21 protein-coding genes and 1 pseudogene are annotated in these 20,806 nt (G+C 31.9%); 6 read left to right on the plus strand and 16 right to left on the minus strand.

The genetic code is table 11. The annotated features are described in order from the left end of the window. Positions 1 to 21: 21 nt before the first annotated feature. Genes fliY through aroQ form a run of 8 tightly spaced genes read right to left on the minus strand, consistent with a single transcriptional unit; the run spans position 22 to position 6,266 of the window. On the minus strand, positions 22 to 864 hold the full coding sequence (gene fliY, locus AJ882_RS07915; protein ID WP_002859752.1) for a flagellar motor switch protein FliY: 843 nt from the start codon (positions 862 to 864) through the stop codon (positions 22 to 24). Continuing rightward, on the minus strand, positions 861 to 1,940 hold the full coding sequence (fliM, locus tag AJ882_RS07920) for a flagellar motor switch protein FliM (protein WP_002851710.1): 1,080 nt from the start codon (positions 1,938 to 1,940) through the stop codon (positions 861 to 863). The genes fliY and fliM overlap by 4 nt, the downstream gene beginning before the upstream one ends. Beyond that, entirely contained in the window at positions 1,940 to 2,632 is a 693-nt protein-coding gene (locus AJ882_RS07925) for an RNA polymerase sigma factor FliA (protein ID WP_002851943.1), read from the minus strand. Before AJ882_RS07925 ends, fliM begins: the two co-directional genes overlap by 1 nt. Next, entirely contained in the window at positions 2,613 to 2,969 is a 357-nt protein-coding gene (locus AJ882_RS07930) for a membrane protein (RefSeq protein WP_002851727.1), read from the minus strand. The genes AJ882_RS07925 and AJ882_RS07930 overlap by 20 nt, the downstream gene beginning before the upstream one ends. Positions 2,970 to 2,987: 18 nt before the next feature. Beyond that, the gene (flhG, locus tag AJ882_RS07935; RefSeq protein ID WP_002851985.1) at positions 2,988 to 3,854 is read right to left on the minus strand and encodes a flagella biosynthesis ATPase FlhG; all 867 of its coding nucleotides are present in this window, start codon (positions 3,852 to 3,854) and stop codon (positions 2,988 to 2,990) included. After that, entirely contained in the window at positions 3,847 to 5,301 is a 1,455-nt protein-coding gene (gene flhF, locus AJ882_RS07940; protein ID WP_011049581.1) for a flagellar biosynthesis protein FlhF, read from the minus strand. Before flhF ends, flhG begins: the two co-directional genes overlap by 8 nt. 9 nt (positions 5,302 to 5,310) lie before the next feature. Continuing rightward, the gene (gene folK, locus AJ882_RS07945; protein ID WP_002851803.1) at positions 5,311 to 5,784 is read right to left on the minus strand and encodes a 2-amino-4-hydroxy-6-hydroxymethyldihydropteridine diphosphokinase; all 474 of its coding nucleotides are present in this window, start codon (positions 5,782 to 5,784) and stop codon (positions 5,311 to 5,313) included. Between the two features lie 2 nt (positions 5,785 to 5,786). Then, entirely contained in the window at positions 5,787 to 6,266 is a 480-nt protein-coding gene (gene aroQ, locus AJ882_RS07950; protein WP_002852001.1) for a type II 3-dehydroquinate dehydratase, read from the minus strand. A gap of 90 nt (positions 6,267 to 6,356) precedes the next feature. Between aroQ and AJ882_RS07955 the strand changes: the two genes are divergently transcribed. From AJ882_RS07955 to AJ882_RS07965, 3 genes are all read left to right on the plus strand, one after another. Next, positions 6,357 to 7,586, plus strand: a complete 1,230-nt coding sequence (locus AJ882_RS07955; protein ID WP_002867896.1) for a metal-dependent hydrolase — start codon at positions 6,357 to 6,359, stop codon at positions 7,584 to 7,586. After that, on the plus strand, positions 7,574 to 8,470 hold the full coding sequence (gene sppA / locus AJ882_RS07960; protein WP_011049582.1) for a signal peptide peptidase SppA: 897 nt from the start codon (positions 7,574 to 7,576) through the stop codon (positions 8,468 to 8,470). Before AJ882_RS07955 ends, sppA begins: the two co-directional genes overlap by 13 nt. 88 nt (positions 8,471 to 8,558) lie before the next feature. Beyond that, on the plus strand, positions 8,559 to 9,578 hold the full coding sequence (locus AJ882_RS07965; RefSeq protein WP_138143194.1) for a Cj0069 family protein: 1,020 nt from the start codon (positions 8,559 to 8,561) through the stop codon (positions 9,576 to 9,578). A gap of 240 nt (positions 9,579 to 9,818) precedes the next feature. Here AJ882_RS07965 and AJ882_RS09680 read toward each other — a convergent pair. The 8 genes and pseudogenes from AJ882_RS09680 to cdtA form a co-directional block, all read right to left on the minus strand. Beyond that, positions 9,819 to 10,440: pseudogene (locus AJ882_RS09680) on the minus strand (bacteriohemerythrin). A 173-nt stretch (positions 10,441 to 10,613) separates the two neighbouring features. Beyond that, positions 10,614 to 11,270, minus strand: coding sequence for a lactate utilization protein C (locus AJ882_RS07985; protein WP_011049585.1), 657 nt, complete (start codon positions 11,268 to 11,270; stop codon positions 10,614 to 10,616). Continuing rightward, positions 11,263 to 12,702, minus strand: coding sequence for a LutB/LldF family L-lactate oxidation iron-sulfur protein (locus AJ882_RS07990; protein WP_011049586.1), 1,440 nt, complete (start codon positions 12,700 to 12,702; stop codon positions 11,263 to 11,265). The genes AJ882_RS07985 and AJ882_RS07990 overlap by 8 nt, the downstream gene beginning before the upstream one ends. Next, the gene (locus AJ882_RS07995; RefSeq protein WP_002860572.1) at positions 12,699 to 13,439 is read right to left on the minus strand and encodes a (Fe-S)-binding protein; all 741 of its coding nucleotides are present in this window, start codon (positions 13,437 to 13,439) and stop codon (positions 12,699 to 12,701) included. Before AJ882_RS07995 ends, AJ882_RS07990 begins: the two co-directional genes overlap by 4 nt. 124 nt (positions 13,440 to 13,563) lie before the next feature. Beyond that, positions 13,564 to 15,246 (minus strand): L-lactate permease, encoded by a 1,683-nt coding sequence (locus AJ882_RS08000; protein WP_002851907.1) that lies wholly within the window; start codon positions 15,244 to 15,246, stop codon positions 13,564 to 13,566. Between the two features lie 171 nt (positions 15,247 to 15,417). Next, positions 15,418 to 15,987, minus strand: a complete 570-nt coding sequence (gene cdtC / locus AJ882_RS08005; protein WP_002851967.1) for a cytolethal distending toxin subunit Cj-CdtC — start codon at positions 15,985 to 15,987, stop codon at positions 15,418 to 15,420. Positions 15,988 to 15,997: 10 nt separating this feature from the next. Next, positions 15,998 to 16,795 carry a cytolethal distending toxin nuclease subunit Cj-CdtB gene (gene cdtB, locus AJ882_RS08010; protein ID WP_011049588.1) on the minus strand — a complete coding sequence of 266 codons (798 nt, stop codon included), beginning with the start codon at positions 16,793 to 16,795 and terminating at the stop codon, positions 15,998 to 16,000. Beyond that, on the minus strand, positions 16,792 to 17,598 hold the full coding sequence (gene cdtA, locus AJ882_RS08015) for a cytolethal distending toxin subunit Cj-CdtA (RefSeq protein WP_002854626.1): 807 nt from the start codon (positions 17,596 to 17,598) through the stop codon (positions 16,792 to 16,794). Before cdtA ends, cdtB begins: the two co-directional genes overlap by 4 nt. Before the next feature lie 112 nt (positions 17,599 to 17,710). Between cdtA and AJ882_RS08020 the strand changes: the two genes are divergently transcribed. Genes AJ882_RS08020 through cydB form a run of 3 tightly spaced genes read left to right on the plus strand, consistent with a single transcriptional unit; the run spans position 17,711 to position 20,631 of the window. Then, positions 17,711 to 17,944: a DUF4492 domain-containing protein gene (locus AJ882_RS08020; protein WP_014517161.1), complete on the plus strand. Its 234-nt coding sequence runs from the start codon at positions 17,711 to 17,713 to the stop codon at positions 17,942 to 17,944. Next, positions 17,945 to 19,507 carry a cytochrome ubiquinol oxidase subunit I gene (locus AJ882_RS08025; protein ID WP_002859765.1) on the plus strand — a complete coding sequence of 521 codons (1,563 nt, stop codon included), beginning with the start codon at positions 17,945 to 17,947 and terminating at the stop codon, positions 19,505 to 19,507. Beyond that, positions 19,507 to 20,631, plus strand: a complete 1,125-nt coding sequence (gene cydB, locus AJ882_RS08030; RefSeq protein ID WP_002867829.1) for a cytochrome d ubiquinol oxidase subunit II — start codon at positions 19,507 to 19,509, stop codon at positions 20,629 to 20,631. Before AJ882_RS08025 ends, cydB begins: the two co-directional genes overlap by 1 nt. The last annotated feature ends 175 nt before the right edge of the window (positions 20,632 to 20,806 follow it).

Genomic DNA, 20,806 nt, shown 5'->3' on the forward strand with positions numbered 1-20,806 from the left:
TAATTTGTAGGCTAAAACTTTTTATCTTAGTTGTTCTAATCTTTCTTTTTTAGAACCAATTTCTGTAATTTGAACGCCGAAGTTACCATCGACAATTACTACCTCGCCATAAGCAATTCTTTTATCCCCAATTAAAATTTCAAGCGGATCGTTTGCAAGTTGATTAAGCTCCACAACTGAGCCTATATCCATAGTTAAAACATCTTTTAAAAGCATTTTTTTATTGCCTATACGCACACGAACAGGTAAACGCACATCCATGATAAGATTGATATTTTTAAGCTCTTCGCTAAGCATTATCGCTTTTTCTTCAGTATTGTGATTAGAATCAGTGCTTGTATTTCCTGTTTCAGCAGGTTTCCCGCTTAGGATGTTATGGAGTGTTTGATCCATGGCTAAAGAAACTTGTTCTTCTAAATCGCCTATTTTTACATCATATAAAAATAATTTTTTAAAATCTTTAAAATCTACGCTTTCAGGCACAAATTCACAAGATTCTATGCTAAAATCCATTTTTGGAATGTCTTTTTGGGCTCCTAAGGTTGTAGAAAATGCTGAAATGATATTTTGGATGGCTTCTTTAGCTGCATCCATTTCATCAGGACCTAGTTTATCGTTTTTGGTGATCTCTTCTTCACCCATCATCCATTCACCAATAGCACTCATTAAAACAGCACCAGCTAAAATTCCTATTTTTCCACCATTTGCTATATTAAATATAGCATACACTAAAGGTGCTTTTAAAGTATCGCTTGCATTGACATCAAATTCTTTATATTCGCTAAATTCAGCACTTTTTCCTGTTAAACCTTCAATGGTGCTGATGCATTCATTTGTAAACATTTTTAAAAAATCATTGATCATATTTCTTCATCCTCCTCTTCAGGCTCATCATAAACACTAGCTTTAGCTTTACGCTCTTCTTCGTATTTTTCCAAAATTTCTTTGATTTCATCTTTATCTGTGCGTATAAGTTCTAAAATTTTAATAGATTTTCTAAAACGATGCAATCCAATTTGTGCTAAGAAAACATCTTTTTTATCGATGCTTACTATAGCTTTATCATCTGCTTCTCTATCAAGTCTTAAGATATCGCCTTGTTTAAGTTCTAAAAATTCATGAACATTAATTAAGGTTTTTCCTAAAATTGCCTCATATACCACTTCAGCACGACCGATTAAAGTTTTAAGTTCTTTGTTGCGTGATTTTTTGGCTGAGGTTTCACCCATCATAATATCACGGTTTGCTAAACGGCTTAATATACTTTCTAAATGTACTACAGGATAGCAGATATTTACCATTCCGCTTGAATTTCCTATGATGATTTCCATTACCACCATGATAACAATCTCATTTTGAGATACGATTTGTACAACATTTGGACTTGATTCTTTAGCTTCTATACTAGGATAAATTTCAGTTACGGTAGCCCAGCTTTCTTTAAGTCTTTGCATAATGATACGCAAAATAGAATCAAGCAAATTAAGCTCAATATCCGTAAGCTCACGCGAAGCTTCATAGCTATCACCTTGTCCGCCCAAAAGTCTATCTATCATAGGAAAAGCTATGCTTGGATTGATTTCTAAAACACAGTTTCCATCTAAAGGTTTGATAGAAAAAACGTTAAAACTTGTTGGGCTTGGCAAAGACATTAAAAACTCTCCATAAGTCATCTGATCGACTGAATGAAGTTTAGTTTCAACAATACTTCTCATCATCGATGAAATTTGAGAGGCTAAATTTCTTGCTAATTTATCATGTATGCCTTTGATTGTCCTAAGTTGTTCTTTTGAAACTCTGTTGGGACGCTTAAAATCATATACAACGATATTTCTTTCATCTTTTTCATCTTTTGAATTTGAGGCTATGGGTGTGTCGGTGTTATCATCGACAACTTCAAGTAGAGCATCAATTTCTTCTTGGGAGAGTATCTCAGCCATTACACTAGCCTTTCTCTAAGTTTTTTAAGAAGTTTTTTGTGAATTTGTGAAATTCTGCTTTCACTGATTTGTAAAATTTCACTGATTTCTTTTAGGCTTAATTCTTCATAATAATAAAGCTGAATAATTAACTGATCGCGCTCTTTAAGATCATCTAGCACTTCGTGAATTTTTTCTAAAAGTTCTTCTTTTTCAATTTTTTCTAAAGTATTGTCTTCATTATAAAGTTCGATTTGCTCATCAATGGGCAGGGTATAGCTAATAGCATGAGCTGTTCTTACTTCTTTGATTTTTTCTACATCTAAATCAAGTTTTTTGGCTAGATACTCATCATCAGGTTCGCATTCATGTTCTAAAAAATATTCATCCATGATTGCATCAATATCTTTAATAATTTTACGATTATTTCGACTCATTACATCAAGACTTCTAAGATAATCAAGCATAGAGCCGTTAACTCTTTTTCTTGCAAAACCCCAGAAGTTATCATTTTGTTCTTTATCGTAACGGCGTGAAAGCTTTATCATTTCTTCAACGCCTATGCTAATAAGATCATTAACATCTATACTTGAAGGCAAGCGTTCTTTTAGTCTAAAAGCCATAGCACGCAGAGCTGGCATGTAAGAAAGCACAAGCTCATCTTGCTCTTTCTTTAGCATTTGTGCATAAGCTTTAGGCGGCTCTTTTAGCATTTCTTCGTCTTTCTTTGAATTCATTTTTCTTTAGCTCTTCTCTTTCTTCATTGAGCTTTTCTAAAATTATATCCATTTTCTTTTCACGAATAACTAAATCGTTGATAATATTATTGCTAGTTTTTTCATAATCGTGTTTATTAAAGATTCTGCCACTAATTTTCTTTACATCTATAAAATTCATAATAGCAATATGAACAAAAACATAAAACATAAAAGTAATAAAACAAGTAAAAATCAGTATATCAAAGGCTTCATCTATACTAATAATGCTAAATGCAAGTCCTATAAAAAATCCACAAACAGTGAAAAATGCTACGTAATTTTCTGGCCTCATAATCTCTTCTCTTTATTGCTAAAATCTTTCAATAATTTTTCTAAAAAAACTTGAAAAACTACGATTTGAAACATTATCAAGCACTTTCCGTTCCAATCTATATAAAAGCTTGGAAGCTAGGGCTTTAATCTCATCACTTGAGGCTGTGTTTTCATCGCTAAATAAAGTTCTTTTTTTAATACTACCACTTACATCTTTAGAAGCGCTTAAATGACCTAAGAATTCTAAATTTAAAGGATTTTTAATGTTTGCATCTGCAACTTTTTTAATATTTTCAAAAACTTTTAAAGCTTCATTTTCATTTTTTACAACATTAAAGAGCATTAGTAAATTTTCTTTTGTCTTAGAAGTTGTTTTTATGGTTGCATACGCATCAGTGATTGCTGCAGGATCAGGAACAGTTACTACTATAACTTCATCAGCCATTTCTAAAAAATTTAAAATATTTCCACCAATACCCGCGCCTGTGTCGATAATAAGAAAATCAAGTTCATCTAAAATACTTGCTTGATTTAAAAATCTCTCGTAAATATTTTTATCATTATATTTTAAAATCTCATCTCCACTTTCGCCTGGGATGAGCCATAAATTTGGCTTAACTTCTATTAAAATGTCTTCCAAGGAGCATTCTCCGCGTAAAACATGCAAGAGATTTTTTTGTATGCGTACATTTAAAATGACATCCAAATTTGCCAAGCCAATATCAGCATCAAAAAGCCCAACTTTATAGCCATTATTTGCTAAAACATTGGCTAGATTCGCGCTAATCGTACTTTTTCCAACGCCACCTTTTCCACTTGTAATAGCTATAAAATGAGTGTTTTGGGATTTTTTGGTTCCATTTTGACTCATGAGATTGCGAAGTTTATTTGCTTGGTTATTCATTATTTTTTCCTTTGTTAAACCCTTCTAAAATACAATGAACTAGAAAATCACTATTGGCTACTTCTAAATCATCTGGCACTTCTTGTCCTATAGAGAAAAAGCTTAGAGGAATATTTGTTTCATAAACAAGAGAGAAGATATTTCCAAAAACCTTTGTTTCATCAAATTTAGTAATAATCAAAGTATCAATATTTAAGAATGAAAAATTTTTATAAATTTCCATTAAATCTTCCTGTTTGGTGTTTGCAGAAACCACTAAATTTACATCAATTTCTGCATTTGAGTGCATTAAAAATTCTTTAGTTTTAGCAAGTTTGCTTTGATCGTATTGTGAATTTCCTATAGTATCAACTAAAATTACTTCGCAATTATTTAAGCTTTTTATCGCTTCATCTAAATCCTTTGGTTCTATGCTATCAATAATAGGAAGTTTCATCATTTTTGCATACTGAAAAAGTTGCTCAACCGCACCGATTCTATAAGTATCAAGCGTAATAATACCTGTTTTATAACGCTTATCTCCATAAGCATAGCGAAAAGCTAACTTAGCTAAGGTTGTTGTTTTTCCGACTCCTGTTGGGCCTACTAGCATCATGATTTTTTGTTTTTTTATATCGCTTTCAACACGACAAGGCAAGATATTTCTTAAAAGTGAGTGAAAATATCTTTGAACCGCATCTTTGTTGGTTTTCATAGCAGCTGGCATATTTTCTATAGTTGCTTTCATAATCGCTTCTAGATGATTTTCAAGCATTCCACTTTCTTTGGCTTGTTTATAAATACTTGCAAATTCAGGAGGTATAATAAGATTTTTTCTAGCTTCAGCTTTATCGTCCCACATCATATCTGCAAGAAGATCTATTTTATCGTTAAGCTTGTTGATTTGTTTTTCAAATTGCTTTTCAAAATTTTCTATTTTTTTATTATAATTTGGATTAGGGGTGTAATTTTCTAAAGGTGTGTTTGTGACTTTAGAAATTTCATTGCTAACTTCACTTAGTTTTTCTTTAAAATCATCAAAGCCTAGAGTCTTATTTTGATGAGGGTTGATTTTGTTTTGTGGAAAATCTTGATAGGTTTTTTTAGTTAAGTCATTGTTTTTGACAGTGTTTAAATTTGTATTTAAGCGAGTGTTTGAGAAATCCAAGACTACATCTTCATCTTCTTGAGGGATTTGAGATCTAATTTTTTCTTCTGCAAGAGAGGTAGAAGATGGTTTTGGCGAGCTTTTTTTTGCAGGTAAAGATTTTCCTTGTTTTTTTAAGTGTTCTTCATAGTCGCTTTCTTCTATGGCTACCATAACCTCATAAAGCGCACTGCGATTTAAGGTTTTAGGACGAATTTGTTTATTTGTTATAATTAAAGCTTTATCTCCGTAATCTTCTTTTACTTTGGGTATAATTTGTTCTGTATCTTCAACAGTAAAAGTATGTATAAGTTGTCCCATTTATATTCCTTATATCATGCCTAAAGGCAAAATTACACTCACTCTTTCTTTAGCCCCTTTATGAGGCACCTCACACCACTTATCACGCTTGACTTTTTGTGAAAAGTATAAAAGATCTAAATCAAGCGTTCTAGGAGCGTTTTTGAAAGTTCTCTTGCGTTTAAATTTTACTTCATAATAAAGTAAAACTTTCAAAAGTGCTCGTGCATGCAAATTAGTTTGTATCAACATAACAGCATTGGTAAAATCTTTTTGCTCTTTAAAACCAAAGGCTTCATTTATCAACATAGGAGATGTGGATAAAATTTTAAATCTTTTATCATCCATCATTACTCGAAAAAGCATATCAAATCTTTTTTTTTCGGGCTCTATATTGCTTCCTAAGCCTATAAGAGCTAAATATTTAAAAGATCGTATATTTTGACTAAAAAAAGGAAAAAAACGACTTTTTTCAAAGTGTTTTACTCCTTGAATTTTTAGCATTATTATTTATTCGTTTGTTGTGCTTGTTGCATCGCACGCAAATTTTTTATTTGTTCGCAAATTTGAATTATACCCATTAAAGCCAAGTGATAGCCAAAAGGACCAAAACCAACAATAGTTCCAGAACATACAGGCGCTATAAGACTTTTTTGACGAAATTCTTCTCTGCGATAAACATTGCTAATATGTACTTCAATTGTAGGCAAAGCTACTGCTGCAATAGCATCGCGAATAGCTACTGAAGTATGAGTATAGCCTGCTGCGTTGATAATAATTCCATCAACTGTGCCAAGACATTCTTGAATTTTATCTACGATTTCACCTTCAAAATTACTTTGGAAAAAGTCAAGTTCTACATTGTTTTGAGATGCTGCAAGTTTCATTTGCTCATGAATTTCTTCCATTTTCATAGCACCATAAATTCCCACTTCTCTTACGCCAAGCATATTAACATTTGGGCCTTGGATAATCATTATTTTCATGGATTTAACCTTAAAAATTTATTTTTAACCTTTTATTATAACATTTTAAAAATAAATTTTTGCTACAATGTAATTTTTGAAAGGAAAATCGTGTTTATAGTTACTGCAAGATATCTTTTTTTATGCGATGAAGATTTTACGATACTAGAAAATCAAGCCTTTGTTTTTGAAGATAAAATTTTAGAATTGGGTGAATTGGATAATTTAAGAAAAAAATATCCCAAGGCTAAAATCATCAAAACACCTAAAAATTCGGTTATTTTACCTGCTTTTATAAATCCTCACACACACTTAGAATTTAGTGCAAATTCAACAACTTTACATTTTGGAGAATTTTTAATTTGGCTTAAAAGTGTTATAAATTCTCGTTCCATGTTAAATGCACAGGCCAAAGAAGAATTAATACTTCAAAGTATTAAAAAAATGCAAAAAAGCGGTATAGGCACTATAGGTGAAATTTCAAGTTTTGGGAGTGATTTAGATCCTTGCTTAAAGGCTAGTCACAAGGGTATGCGTATAGTATTTTTTAATGAAATTTTGGGTACAAATGAAAATCAAGTTGAAGATAAAAAACAAGAATTTTTAAAAAGATTTGAAAATTCTTTGAAATTTAAAAATGATTTTTTTATCCCGGCAATTTCGATTCATTCTCCTTATTCAACTCATCCTAGTTTGGCTCATTTTGCTCTTGATTTAGCTAAAAAGCAAAATTTACTAGTTAGTACGCATTTTTTAGAAAGTAAGGCTGAAAATATCTGGCTTAGAGAGTCTAAAGGGAGTTTTAAAAAATGGCTTGAAAATTTCACACTTCATCCTAAGCCTCTTTATACACCAAAGGATTTTGTTAAACTTTTTAAAGGAGTAAGGACTCTTTTTACGCATTGTGTTTATCTAAAAGAATATGAATGGTTAGATAAAAATTTACATTCTATTACACATTGTGCATTTTCAAATCGCCTTTTAAGTCAAAAAAGCTTAGATTTAAAAACGGCTTTAAAAAGTGGATTAAATATCCATTTAGGAACCGATGGACTTAGCTCAAATATTTCATTGTCTTTACTTGATGAAATGCGCGCGAATTTGCTTATACATAAGAATTTTGATTTATTAGAGTTAGCCTCTAAGCTTTTGCAAATGGTAACACTTTATCCTGCAAGGGCTTTAAATTTAAATTTAGGAGAGCTTAAAAAAGGTAAAATTGCTGATTTTAACGTATTTGAGCTAGGAGAATGTGATAAAAAGCAAGCTCCTTTGCAGTTTATTTTAAATGCTAAGGAAGTAGATAAATTATTTATAAAAGGAAAAGAATGCAAATTTTAAAATCATTTTTTAAGGCTTTAGGATGCGGTATAAAATTTATCAATACTTATTTTAAAACCTTTGTTTTATTGTTGATTGTTATATGGATTTTAATGCCTAGTGCAAATTCAAGCTCCAATCTTGCAAATTTAGAACGCATTGATTTAAAGGGTGAAATTTTTGACAGCTCTGCGGTTTTGGAAAAAATTATCAATGCTAAAAATGATAGCAATATTAAAGGAGTGCTTTTTGTTATAGACTCTCCTGGTGGAGCTTTTGCTCCTAGTATGGAACTAGCTCTAGCTATAAAGGATTTAAAAATTAAAAAGCCTGTGCTTGTTTATGCAAGCGGAACTATGGCAAGCGGAAGTTATTTAGCAGGAGTTGGAGCTAATAAAATTTTAGCCAATCCAGCAAGTTTTATAGGCTCTATCGGTGTGATTATGCAAGGAGCTGATTTAAGCGGATTGGCTAATAAACTCGGTATTAAAGAACAAACTATTCAAGCGGGTGAATTTAAAAGTGCTGGAACTTTTGCAAGAGCTTGGAATGAGAATGAAAGAAATTTTTTACAGGGTTTAATTGATCAAAGTTATGATCTTTTTACAGGTTTTGTTGTCAAGGAAAGAGCATTAGATCTTAATAAAAAAGATCAATGGGCAAATGCAAGAGTGTTTTTAGCTGCCAAGGCTAAGGAGCTTGGTCTTATAGATGAGCTTAGTAATTATGAAAATGCTAAAAAGGAGCTTGAAAAACTTGCTAATGTTTCAAATCCTGTTTGGAAAGAAGAAGATAAGATTGATAAATTTCTTAACCGCCTAGAAGGACAAACATCAAGCTTGATAAGTAAAAGCTTAATCGAAATCGCTTATAAAACTAATAGCAGTTTTATAAACGCTAGATAAAATATATAAATATTTTTATTTAATTTTTGTAATATTTTTATGGAATAATTATTTATATCTTAGATAAGGAGTAAAATAATGAAAAAATATTGTTTTTTTCGAAGTTAAAGGTGGGAGTGATAAAGGTGAAGATGGCTATAGAAAAGATACCATGCCTATGGTAAATGCCTTAAAAGCTAAGGGTTGGAATGCTGAGGTGATTTTTTTTGAAGTGGGTAAAAAAGATGAAATTTACAAATATGTAAAAGAAAATTTTGATGGTTATGTTTCTCGCATCAATCCTGGCAATCTTAAAGAAGAAAATGAGTATTTTGATATGTTAAGAAAACTTTGTGCCGATAAGCTTGTAGGTATGCCTCATCCTGATGCTATGATGGGTTATGGTGCTAAAGATGCACTTACAAAATTAGCAGATACTGATCTTGTTCCAAGCGATACTTATGCTTACTATGATATTAAGACTTTTAAAGAAAATTTTCCAAAAAGTTTGGCTAAAGGTGAAAGGGTTTTAAAACAAAATCGTGGCTCTACAGGAGAGGGAATTTGGCGTGTGAGTGTAGAGGGTAATGCTAGTGGAGATAGTTTGCCTTTAAACGCAAAAATCAAATGCACAGAAGCTAAGGATAATCATGTAGAACATAGAGAGCTTGGGGAATTTATGGATTTTTGTGAGCAATATATCATAGGTGATAATGGTATGCTTGTGGATATGACTTTTTTACCGCGCATTAAAGAAGGTGAAATCAGACTTTTAATGCTTTATAACACCCCTGTAAATGTAGTGCATAAAAAACCAGCTGAAGATGCTGATGCTTTTTCTGCTACGCTTTTTAGTGGGGCAAAATATCGCTATGATAAGCCAGAAGATTGGAAAACTTTGGTGGATATGTTTTTAGGCGAGCTTCCTAAGGTAAGGGAAAAATTAGGCAATTACGACTTACCATTGATTTGGACGGCTGATTTTATTTTAGATACTGATGAAAAGGGCAATGATAAATATGTTTTAGGCGAGATTAATTGTTCTTGTGTAGGCTTTACTTCTCATTTAGAACTTGCTGATGAAGTAGCTTCAAATATTATTAATATTGTAAGTAAAACTAAGGCTTAGTCTTTAAGCTTAATGTCCATTTTATTATTGCAAAATGGACATTCTTTTTCTATTGTTTTTAAGTTTGAGCTATATTCTATCGAGAAAAAATTTTCACAAAATGAGCATTTTGTATCTTTGGTTAGCATAGGATAGGAATAGTCAAATTTATCCAAAATAAAATATTTTATTTTTTATCCTTAAATTTCCTTCTTTGTCTAACTTATACTTTATTTATTATTTTAACGCATAAATAGTTAATTAGAAATTTTCTGAATATTTTTTATAAAACTGTATGGCTTCTTTGCATTTTTTACATTTAAATTTTACGCCCTTAAGTTGAATTTTTTGATGAATTTCAAATGGTACATCATGCATTTGTTCTACGCATTCGCATGTATAAAGATAAACTGTATTTTCATCATCTTTTTCTTCTTTGACTTCTTCAAAGCTTACTTCCCCATCATCTTCAGAAGTTAAAGAAGATCTTCTGTATTGTTCAACTTTCACATCTTTATAGAGTATATGTTCTAAAAGCCATTTTTTAGAAACTGTGTAAAGCTTCTCTTTTAAATCATTAGTGGTTTTTATGTTTTGTATAAGATAAGACATATCACGAATGATATTTTATGCATGATTTTGTGTTCATTTAAATAAGGATAATGAATTTCTTGCATATAATCTTCTTCATTACTAAAATGTTCTTTCATATAGTTAAAAAGTTCTGTTAAAATTTCTTTGAGTTCTTCTCGTTTTACAAATTTATAAACAGCACTTTCAACCTTGCTTGCAAGTTCACAAAGTTTTTGGTGTTGAATGTTAATCATTGTGTCATGAATACTGTATTTTCATTCCAAGTTGGAATTAGTTTATCTAAAAGCACCTTCTTTAATTTTTGTATTTAAAAATTAATTTAATATATTTGAGTGAAATATTACATAATATTTTATTAAAATATTATTAATTAGAAATTATTTATTTTATTTATATTTGTATAATATAAAAAATATATATAATTAATATTAAAAATTAAGACTTACTGATTCTAGTATAGAATCAGTAAATAATAATATGTGCAATTTGTGGCCCATGAACACCAAAAACAGTGATAAGTTCTATATCTGCTGTTCTTGAAGGCCCTGCTATAAATAAGATATTAGTAGGTAAAATTTCATTTTCTTTTTTTACTAAATTTAAAGCTTCGCTAAGACTTTTAACAACATTTTCTTTTTTAAGCAATACTATGCAAAGTTTAGGTGCAAGGCTTAGCATTCTAGGTTGGGTTTTACTTGAAGGTATAAGTGCAACTCCGTGAGAGCTTACCCCTGCTCTTGCGTGAATGATGGAAAAATCACTATGAAAAACTTCAGATCTTAAATTTTCGATTTCTTTATCAAAGCAAATCTTTTTTTCTGCTTTGATTTGTTCTAAATTTAAATTTAAATCCGCTCCATAAATCATACTTTTAAAGCCATATTTTGCGACAATTTCATTGATTTTTTCTTCTAAGGTATCTTTTGTAGCATTTTCAACGATGTATTTGTTATCGCTCATTTTTTGCTTCATTTCTGCAAGCATATCTTGGGTGGTTTGGATATGTTCTACAGGATCTATACTTTCAATACGCGTAAAGTCTGTTTCTTTGTAAGCTTTTTTAAGATGTTCTAAAATACTTGCTTTACTTTTGCTTGAAATTTCATCGATTTTACTCATAGCTTACTCCTTCTAGTTTTTGCACTTCTTTATAAAGATCCATTTTAATTTGAGGTAATTCTTTAAAAGCGTACCATTTTTTAATCACAGGCAAAATGCTTGCGAAATTTTGCACTGCCCAGTTGAAATAATGTGCTTTTGAAAGTGAAAAACGCCATTTATCTCCATTGGTTGCGATATTTTTAAATTGTTTAAAAGCAAAGGCTTCTAGGGCATTGTGATGAACATTGTTTGCTCCTAAAGGTGGATTTTTACCTTGTCCTATTTTATCGCATCTTAATTTGCGAATAAGATCAGCCAAAGGAATTTGCACTGGACAAACTTCAGAACAACGCCCGCAAAGTGAACAGAAATTCAAAATATCTCCTGTATGATCTATACCAAAAATATTAGGACTGATTACTTCTCCTATAGGTCCTGGATAAGTGGTTTGATAGGCATGTCCGCCGATTTGATCATAAACAGGGCAAAAATTCATACAAGCCCCACATCGAATACAACGCAAAGCCTCATAATAATCCTCATGAGCTAACATTTTAGAGCGATTGTGATCAAATAAAATCACATGTACTTCTTTAGGGCCATCTAAATCCCCATTTTTTCTAGGGCCTGTAATGATATTGTTATAAGTTGGTATAAATTGTCCTGTGGCTGAAGGAGTGAGCAAAGAAACCATAGTAGCCGCATCTTCAAAGCTTTCCATGACTTTTTCTATGCCGCAAAGTGCGATATGAATATCAGGTGCTGTAGTGCACATTCTACCGTTTCCTTCATTTTCTATAAGCCAAAAAGCCCCTTCTCTTGACATGGCAAAATTGACCCCACTAAGTCCAAGTTTTAAGCCTTCAAAATCTTTTCTTAAATGTTCTCTAGCTACCGCATTTAAACTTTCAGGTTCATCGTTTTCTAAATTTGCTCCTAATTTTTCTTTGAAAATTTCTCCGATTTCATGACGGTTTCTATGTATAGCAGGTACAACTATATGTAAAGGAGGCTCTTCGTTAAGTTGCAAAATAAGCTCTCCAAGATCGGTTTCTATAGCTTTTAACCCTTTTTTTTCTAGGTAGTGATTTAGGCCTATTTCTTCGCTTGCCATAGATTTACCTTTTAAAAGCTTGGTGATATTTTTTTCTTTCATGATTTCATAGACGATTTCACAGGCATCTTCATCACTACTTGCCCAATGCACTTTAATGCCATTTTTTGTAGCATTTTTTTCAAATTCTAAAAGCCTTTCTTCTAAACTCATTAAGGCATTGTTTTTAGCTTGTTTAGCTTTAGATCTTAAACCCTGCCAGTCTTTAAATCTAGCATCAATAACATTGAGTCTATTTTTTTGCAAAGTATGCATGGCAGTCATTAAATTTTCTTGCATTTGTTTGTCATTGAGTTTAATTTGAACGATTTGTTCGTGAGGAATTTTTTGACTCATAGTCTCTCTCCTTCTAAGCGTTTAAGTAAAAAGTCATATAAATGTATGCCTTTTATATCCAAACCCATTCTTTTCATTGTGCCATCTATATTTAAAAGACAACCTCCATCACCACTGATGAGATATTTTGCACCGCTATTTTGTATATCTTTGATTTTGCTTCTTACCATAGCATTTGAAATTTCAGGCTCTTTTACTGAAAAGGTTCCTCCAAAACCACAGCATTCTTCTTCGTATTGAAGTTCTACTAATTCTACGTTTTTTAGTTTTTTGATAAGATTTTTACTCGCTTGTATGCTTTTTTGCACTCTTAAAGCATGGCAATTAGAATGCCAAGTTACTTTTATAGGTGCACCTTTATCTTCATAATCTACTTTTAAAACTTCATCAAGGTATTGTGAAAGTTCTATCACTCTAGAGCTAAAAGTTTTTATTTTGGAAAATTCAGGTCTGTTTTTAAAAAGCTCTTTATAGTCATGACTCATCATACCCGCACAAGAACCACTGGGTACAACGATGGGATAATCTTTATCAAATAAATCTACATTATATAAAGCGATCTCACGACTTTCATCGAAATAACCTGAGTTAAAAGAAGGTTGGGCGCAACAGGTTTGATTTTTTTTGAAAATCACTTCAATACCCTCACGCCTTAAAAGTTTTATCGCATTTAAAACGCTTTGTTGCATAGCAGCACTTCCTAAGCATGTGGCGTAAAAATACACTTTTTTCATCATTTTTCTCCTTTTAGGATAATTTAGGATAAATATTCTAATCCTGTAAAAATAAAAGCAAAGTAAAATTTCTAACAAATATTCTAAAAACGAATATTTGTTGAAATAAAACTTAATTTTTTTTTAATTATTTCACTATAACTTCAGGGATGATTCCTTGTAAGAAAAAAGCTATAATGCAAGTCCAAATTCCTATTAAAATAATAAAAGCTACAGAATATTTTAATGTGAATTTGAAAAGATCAGATTCTTTTCCCACAAGTCCAACCGCTGCACAAGCTATAGCAATGCTTTGTGGACTGATCATCTTTCCAACAACCCCACCTACTGAATTAGCTGCTAAAAATAAAGCTTCGCTAATACCTAGTTTTTGAGCGCTTACTTGTTGCAAGGTTCCAAAAAGTAAATTAGCACTTGTATCAGAGCCTGTTAAAAATACCCCTATCCAGCCAATGATTGGTGAAAAGAAAGAAAAAGCATCACCTGTGTGTGCAAAAGCAAGTCCTAAAGTAGTGCTCATACCACTATTTTTAGAGATAAAAGCAAAGGCCACAACCAAACCTATGGTGATACAAGGTATAGCCATTTCTTTTAAGGTAACCCAAAAGCATTCTGCAGCATCTTCGGCTTTGATTTTTAAAATAGCTATAGTTAGAAAAGCGGCAAGTAAAATCGCTGTTCCTGCTTGAGCTACGGTTTTTCCATTGATTAAATCTACACCCAAGGCCAAAGATAAAGGCTTAGCTTCTCCTATGCCTGTGATAGAAGGGCTTAAAATTCCAGTTGTGATATTGCTAAATTGTAAAGTAATACTTGTATAGCTTAAAATTCCGTCCTTATCAAAGAGAGCTTTAAACCAAGGTTGTGTCCAAATGATAATACAAACAATGAGTAAAATAAAAGGTGACCAAGCTTTTAAAATTTGATTAAAACTTAAGGTGTTATCTTGAGTGAAATTGCTTTCATTGTCAAATCTAAAAATATTTTTTGGTTTCCAAAATTTCAAAAATACAGTCGTAACTGCTAAAGAAACCACAGCTGAAATAATATCAGGTAATTCCGCTCCTAGGTGATTTGAGCTTAAAAATTGAGTAGTTGTAAAACTTAGCGCCGCAACTAAAATAGCTGGAAAAGTTTCTTTAATACCTTTAAATCCATCCATTAAAAAAACTATGAAAAAAGGTATAGTAAGGCTTAAAGGAACTAGCATTCTACCTACCATGGCAGAAACTGAATGCTGTTCTATGCCGACAAGATTTGCCATAGCAATAATAGGAATTCCCACCGCACCAAAAGCAACAGGAGCGGTATTTGCGATAAGACAAAGCCCTGCAGCTTGTAAAGGACGCAAGCCAAGTCCTACTAAAAGTGCAGCGGTTATAGCCACAGGGCCACCAAAACCTATAGCACCCTCTAAAAATGAACCAAAACAAAAACCTATTAAAATCACTTGAATTCTATGATCTGGAGTAATGCTCATCACGCTTTTTTTAATGATTTCAAAAGAACCTGACTTGATAGAAAGTTTGTAAAGAAAGATTGCCGCGATGATAATCCAAGCTATAGGCCACATACCATTTGTAAAGCCTTGAATAAAACTTGCACCCACTAAATTCCAAGGCATTTTATAGGCAAATAAAGCTACCAAAGTAGCAAGTATAACAGTTAAAAAACCTGCTTGATAGCCTTTAAGTTTTAAAACAACCAAACAAACTAAAAAACATAGTATAGGTAAAAATGCCACTAAAGCACTTAGCCAAATGTTTGAAAAAGGGTCATAAATTTGTTGCCATGTTAAAATTTGTTCCAATTTTTCCTCCTTGATAATTATTATGTATAAATTTATTGTAACAAAAAATTAAATTAAAATAAAAGAATTATAGAGTAAGGTAAATTACATTGTATTATTATTAATTATTTTGTGTATTTTAGTAATATCATAAATATTAAATAAATATAAAAATAGAACAAGATAAAAATCTTATTCTAAAGGGGTAGCAGCTGTTAAAGGTGGGGTTATAATCATTAGTTCATTTACTTCAGCAAAAAAAATAGGATCTAGGGTGCAAGGGGCTATTCCAAAGCGTTTTTGTATAGGAATATTTGGATTAAAAAAAGTTACTATACATTCATCAGATTCCAAAACTAAAGAACGAATTTGCACAGCTGAAGTTGTTGTTGGCATTATAGAAAATACAGTTTCTAATTTACCATCTTTTAGATCATCTTGACAAGATTTTGCTCCAAAGGTTCCATCTTCTAAGATGGCTAAACAAAGATCGCTTTCTTTTGGATTTGTAAATTGCACATAACCAAAAGGAAGTTCATCAGCTAATTTATCTTTTTGTTTTAACTCATCGCTTAAAACAATTTCTTTAATATTCCAATTTTGATCAATAGGATCTTTTGAGGTATCCCTAAAAGCGCTTAAAAAAATTCCCGTTTCTAAGCTTCTTATAGAAACCATTTCGGTAAAATCTTTCAAATCTCCAGTAGGAGTTGCAAAGGCTAAAGTTATAAACATAAAAAACAAAGTAATAATTTTTTTCATATTAAATGTCCTAAAATTTTCTAAAATTTACTGGAAAATGATCTGAAACTATATGAGATCTTAAACTTGCAAGCATTAAAATTGCAGCTAAAAGCGGTGGAGTATAGGCTTGTTGTCTATTTGAATTTCCTGTAATTGCATAATCAAGAGTCCCTCCGCTTGCTTGAGTTGCGCTAGTTGGAAAAACCACTCTAATTCTATTTGCTAATTCTCTATCCACTGTACTTGTTATAGTAGAAGGATCACGGTTAAAATCCCCTGCTATCATCCAGTTAACTTGAGGCATATTTGCAAAATGTGCATCTACAGCTGTGATAATTGCTCCTACATCTGTTCCTCCATTAGCTAAAGCATGGATATTGAAAAAAGCATCATTTCCATTGCGAATTCCTATAATGGGTCTTGAAACTGTAGTAGGTGGAGGTAAAACAATCACTTCTTCAGCTTGCATTCTTGAAACTATAGCTAAATTTACACGATTAGCTCCTACATCAACGCGAGAATAATAAATAAAAACCCTATCAGGCCTTGAAAGAGTTCCTAAATTCCACTCATATTCATCAATAGGTGTTCCACCTTGTTGCACATGGCGTCCTGTTGGAGTGGCTGTTCTTGGTAAAGTTCCTGCTTCTTGTATCATTAAGATATCTAAGGGGTTTGCTCCACTTACAAGTTGTCTTACGCTAACACTCCATTTGCTTTCTGTGGCTGCGGATGAGCCTTGCAAATTCCAAGTGCCAACATTAAAATTTTCTAAATTTGCAAAAGCAAGGTTAAAAGATAAAAATAAACATATAATTTTTTTCATCGTACCTCTCCTTGGCGATATAAAGGTTTTGCAGTAAAAGGCGGAGTAGTTAAAAACCATTGTTGATCAAAATTATCTTTTTTTGCACACTCTACGGTAAAAATTTTAAAAACCTTGTGAAAATCACCATAAAGATTTGTAATAGGTGCTTGTATGCATTTTCCATTTCCTAAATTTTTAATTTGAACCGCTGTATTGCTCATAGGGATAAGTTTCCACATTTGTGCGTGATTGCTTGCATCGCAAGGATAATGGACAATTCCATTACCATAAGCATTAAGACAAGTATTGGTTTTGGCATTTTTAATCATTGCAAAATCATTAGGATAAAGCAAAAGTTGCCAAACTCTAGCATCGCCAAATCCTTTACTATCGATTAAAGTATAGCCCCAAATCCAATTTCCTTGTGCTAAAGCCCAAACCGTTAAAGCTGCTCCGCTAGGGCCTAAAATGGTTAAAAAATCAGAAACCGCAGGGCGATTTTCAAAAATTAAAACATCATTAAAAGCTTCGTCTTTAAAGCGAGGATTGATCCCATTTACTGCATTATTGTTGGCACTATTGCTTGTTCTAGTTAAAGGTGGGGTAATAGGAGTAATAGGTACTAAATCAGCACCGCTAATTAAACTTGGAATTTCTTGATTGGTAGGAAAAGTAGGTTCAAGTCCTAGTTTTAAAGGATCAGTATCTTCAAATTCGCCAAATGAACGCCCCAAAGGATTTACATTTTCAAATTTAGAAGAACATGCATAAAGAAAAAAAGTCATAAAACAACATAAAATAAAAACTATAATTTTTTGCATTAAAAACCTTGATATGTATTTAAATTTTTAAGAAAATAATAACATAAATTTCATTATAATTTTCCGCTTTTTAAAAATGTTTTATTTTGTTGTTTTTAAAGGTAGAATTTACATGTATCTTAAACACTTATATTTTAGCATCTCTCAAATTTTTAATTTTTACAAAGAAGGTTTTAAAAATTTAACTCTTGGAAAGACCCTTTGGAAAATTATTTTTATCAAACTTTTTGTTATGTTTGTGATTTTAAAACTTTTTGTTTTTGATGTAAATTTTAATTCTATTTTTAAAAGCGACAAAGAAAAAAGCACTTTTGTACTCAAAAATCTTACATTCGAAGGAAAATAAATGAACGAACTTAGTAGCGTTGATTGGTCAAGAGCGCAGTTTGCTTTAACTGCACTTTATCATTTTTTGTTTGTGCCTTTAACCTTAGGCTTGTCTTTTATGATCGCTATCATGGAAACCATCTATGTAAAAACTAAAAATGAAAGATGGAAAAAAATCACCAAATTTTGGCTTTCATTATTTGCTATAAATTTTGCTATCGGTGTAGCTACAGGCATTATAATGGAATTTGAATTTGGAACAAACTGGGCAAATTATAGCTGGTTTGTGGGTGATATTTTTGGTGCACCTTTGGCGGTTGAAGGTATTATGGCATTTTTTTTAGAGGCTACTTTTTTTGCAGTTATGTTTTTTGGCTGGGATAAAGTAAGCAAGGGTTTTCACTTACTTTCAACTTGGTGTGTGGCTATAGGAAGTAATCTTTCTGCTTTTTGGATTTTAGTGGCAAATGGTTGGATGCAATATCCTGTAGGAATGAGCTTTAACCCTGACACAGCAAGAAATGAAATGCAAAGCTTTTTTGAAGTAGCACTTTCTCCTGTAGCTATTTCAAAATTTTTACATACCATAGGCAGTGGTTATGTGATTTCAGCTTTATTTGTAATGGGAATTTCAGCTTGGTTTATGTTAAAAGGACGCCATATTATCGAGGCTAAAAAAAGCTTAGTTGTAGGAGCTAGTTTTGGTTTGGTTTGTTCAATCTTTTTGTTTTTCAGCGGAGATGAAAGCGCTTACCGTGTAACTCAAACTCAACCTATGAAACTTGCAGCTATGGAAGGGGTTTATCAAGGTGAACATCGTGCAGGACTTGTACCTTTTGGAATTTTAAATCCTAAAAAAACCATAGATAATAACGAAAGTGTGTTTTTATTTGACATTACTATACCTTACGCTCTTTCTATATTAGGAAACCGTGATCCAAATTCTTTTGTTCCAGGAATTGAAGATTTGATCTATGGAAATGAAAGCAAAGGTATAGAACCTATGCAAAATCGTATCGATAGAGGAAAAATCGCTATACAAGCTCTAAAAGACTATAAACTTGCTAAAGAAAACAATGATACAATAGCTATGGCAAATCACAAATCCATTTTAGAAACTCATTTTAAAGATTTTGGTTATGGATATTTAGAAAAACCAAGCGATACTATTCCACCTGTGGCTTTAACTTTTTATAGCTTTCATATCATGGTTGCTTTAGGAAGTTTTTTCTTTTTACTTTTCATCGTTACGCTTTATCTTACCATGGCAAATGATATTGAGAAATTTAGAAAAGTACTTTGGGTGTGTTTGTTATCCATTCCATTGGGTTATATTGCCGCTGAAGCAGGTTGGATTGTTGCTGAAGTAGGCAGACAACCTTGGGCAATTCAAGACTTGCTTCCTGTACATATCGCAGCAACACAACTTGGAAAAGTCAATGTTCAAATTTCATTTTGGATTTTTGCAGTACTTTTTACAGCCTTATTGATTGCAGAAGTTAAAATCATGCTTACTCAGATTAAAAAAGGTTTTGACGCACATGCAGGACATACTCCACTTATGGGCAAAGGAGAAAAATAATGTTTTTTGGTTTAGAACTTGAAGGTTTGCAAATTTATTGGTGGTTGATTTTAAGTTTACTCGGCGGACTTTTGGTTTTTATGTTTTTTGTCCAAGGTGGACAGACTTTAATCGATGAGCTTAGCAAGGATGAGCTTGAAAAAACCATGCTAGTCAATTCTTTAGGGCGTAAATGGGAGCTTGGTTTTACAACTCTCGTACTTTTTGGTGGAGCAGCTTTTGCGGCTTTTCCACTTTTTTATAGTACAAGTTTTGGCGGTGCTTATTGGGCTTGGCTTTGTATTTTATTTTGTTTTATCTTGCAAGCTGTAGCTTATGAATATCGCAAAAAAGAAAATAATGTTTATGGCTCTAAAACCTATGAAATTTTTCTTAAAATCAATGGCTATTTAGGTGTGTTTTTAATCGGAGTTGCGGTAAGTAGCTTTTTTAGCGGCTCTGAATTTATCTTAAATGAGCATAATTTTGTTTCTTGGCAAAATCCTTTGCATGGCTTAGAACTTTTACTTAATCCTTTTAATTATCTCTTAGGCTTAGCTTTAGTATTTTTAGCAAGGCTTTTAGGTGCAGCGTATTTTATGAACAATATCAATGATGAGAATATCAAAATAAGAGCTATGAAAAAACTCATGGTCAATAGCATTTTATTTTTACCTTTTTTCTTAGGTTTTTTAGTGTGGATTTTCTTAAAAGATGGTTTTAGTGTAGATGCAAATGGAGTTGTAAGCATGAGTGCGAATTTGTATTTATATAATTTCTTAAATCAAATGATTTTTGCTATCTTGCTTGTTGTTGGTGTGATTTTAGTGCTTTTAGGTATGGTTCAAGGAGCAAAAGGTTGCTCTAAAGCTATTTTTACCCTAGGACTTGGAACGGTTTTAACAGTTTTTGCTTTATTATCAAGCATTGGTTTAGGTCAAAGTGCTTTTTACCCATCTTTAAGTGATTTGCAAAGTTCTTTAACTTTAAAAAATGCAAGTTCAAGCTATTATACTCTAAGCGTCATGGCTTATGTGTCTTTACTTGTACCTTTTGTTTTAGCTTATATTATCTATGTTTGGAATGCAATGGATAAAGTAAAAATCACACGCGAAGAAATCGCAAACGATGATCACGCATATTAAGGAGAAAAAATGTTACATGCTTTGTTTTTATTGGCTTGGCCTTTAGTAATTTATCTAAGCTATAAATTTATCATGCTAAATATCAATCAATTAGAAAAAGATAGCAAACTATAAAGCAAGATAAGATTTAAACCGATATAAGTATAAATCTTTTCAAAATATTGCAATTTGCCCA

Origin of the sequence: Campylobacter sp. BCW_6461, from assembly GCF_001762735.1 — a bacterium.
GTDB classification, from domain to species: domain Bacteria; phylum Campylobacterota; class Campylobacteria; order Campylobacterales; family Campylobacteraceae; genus Campylobacter_D; species Campylobacter_D jejuni.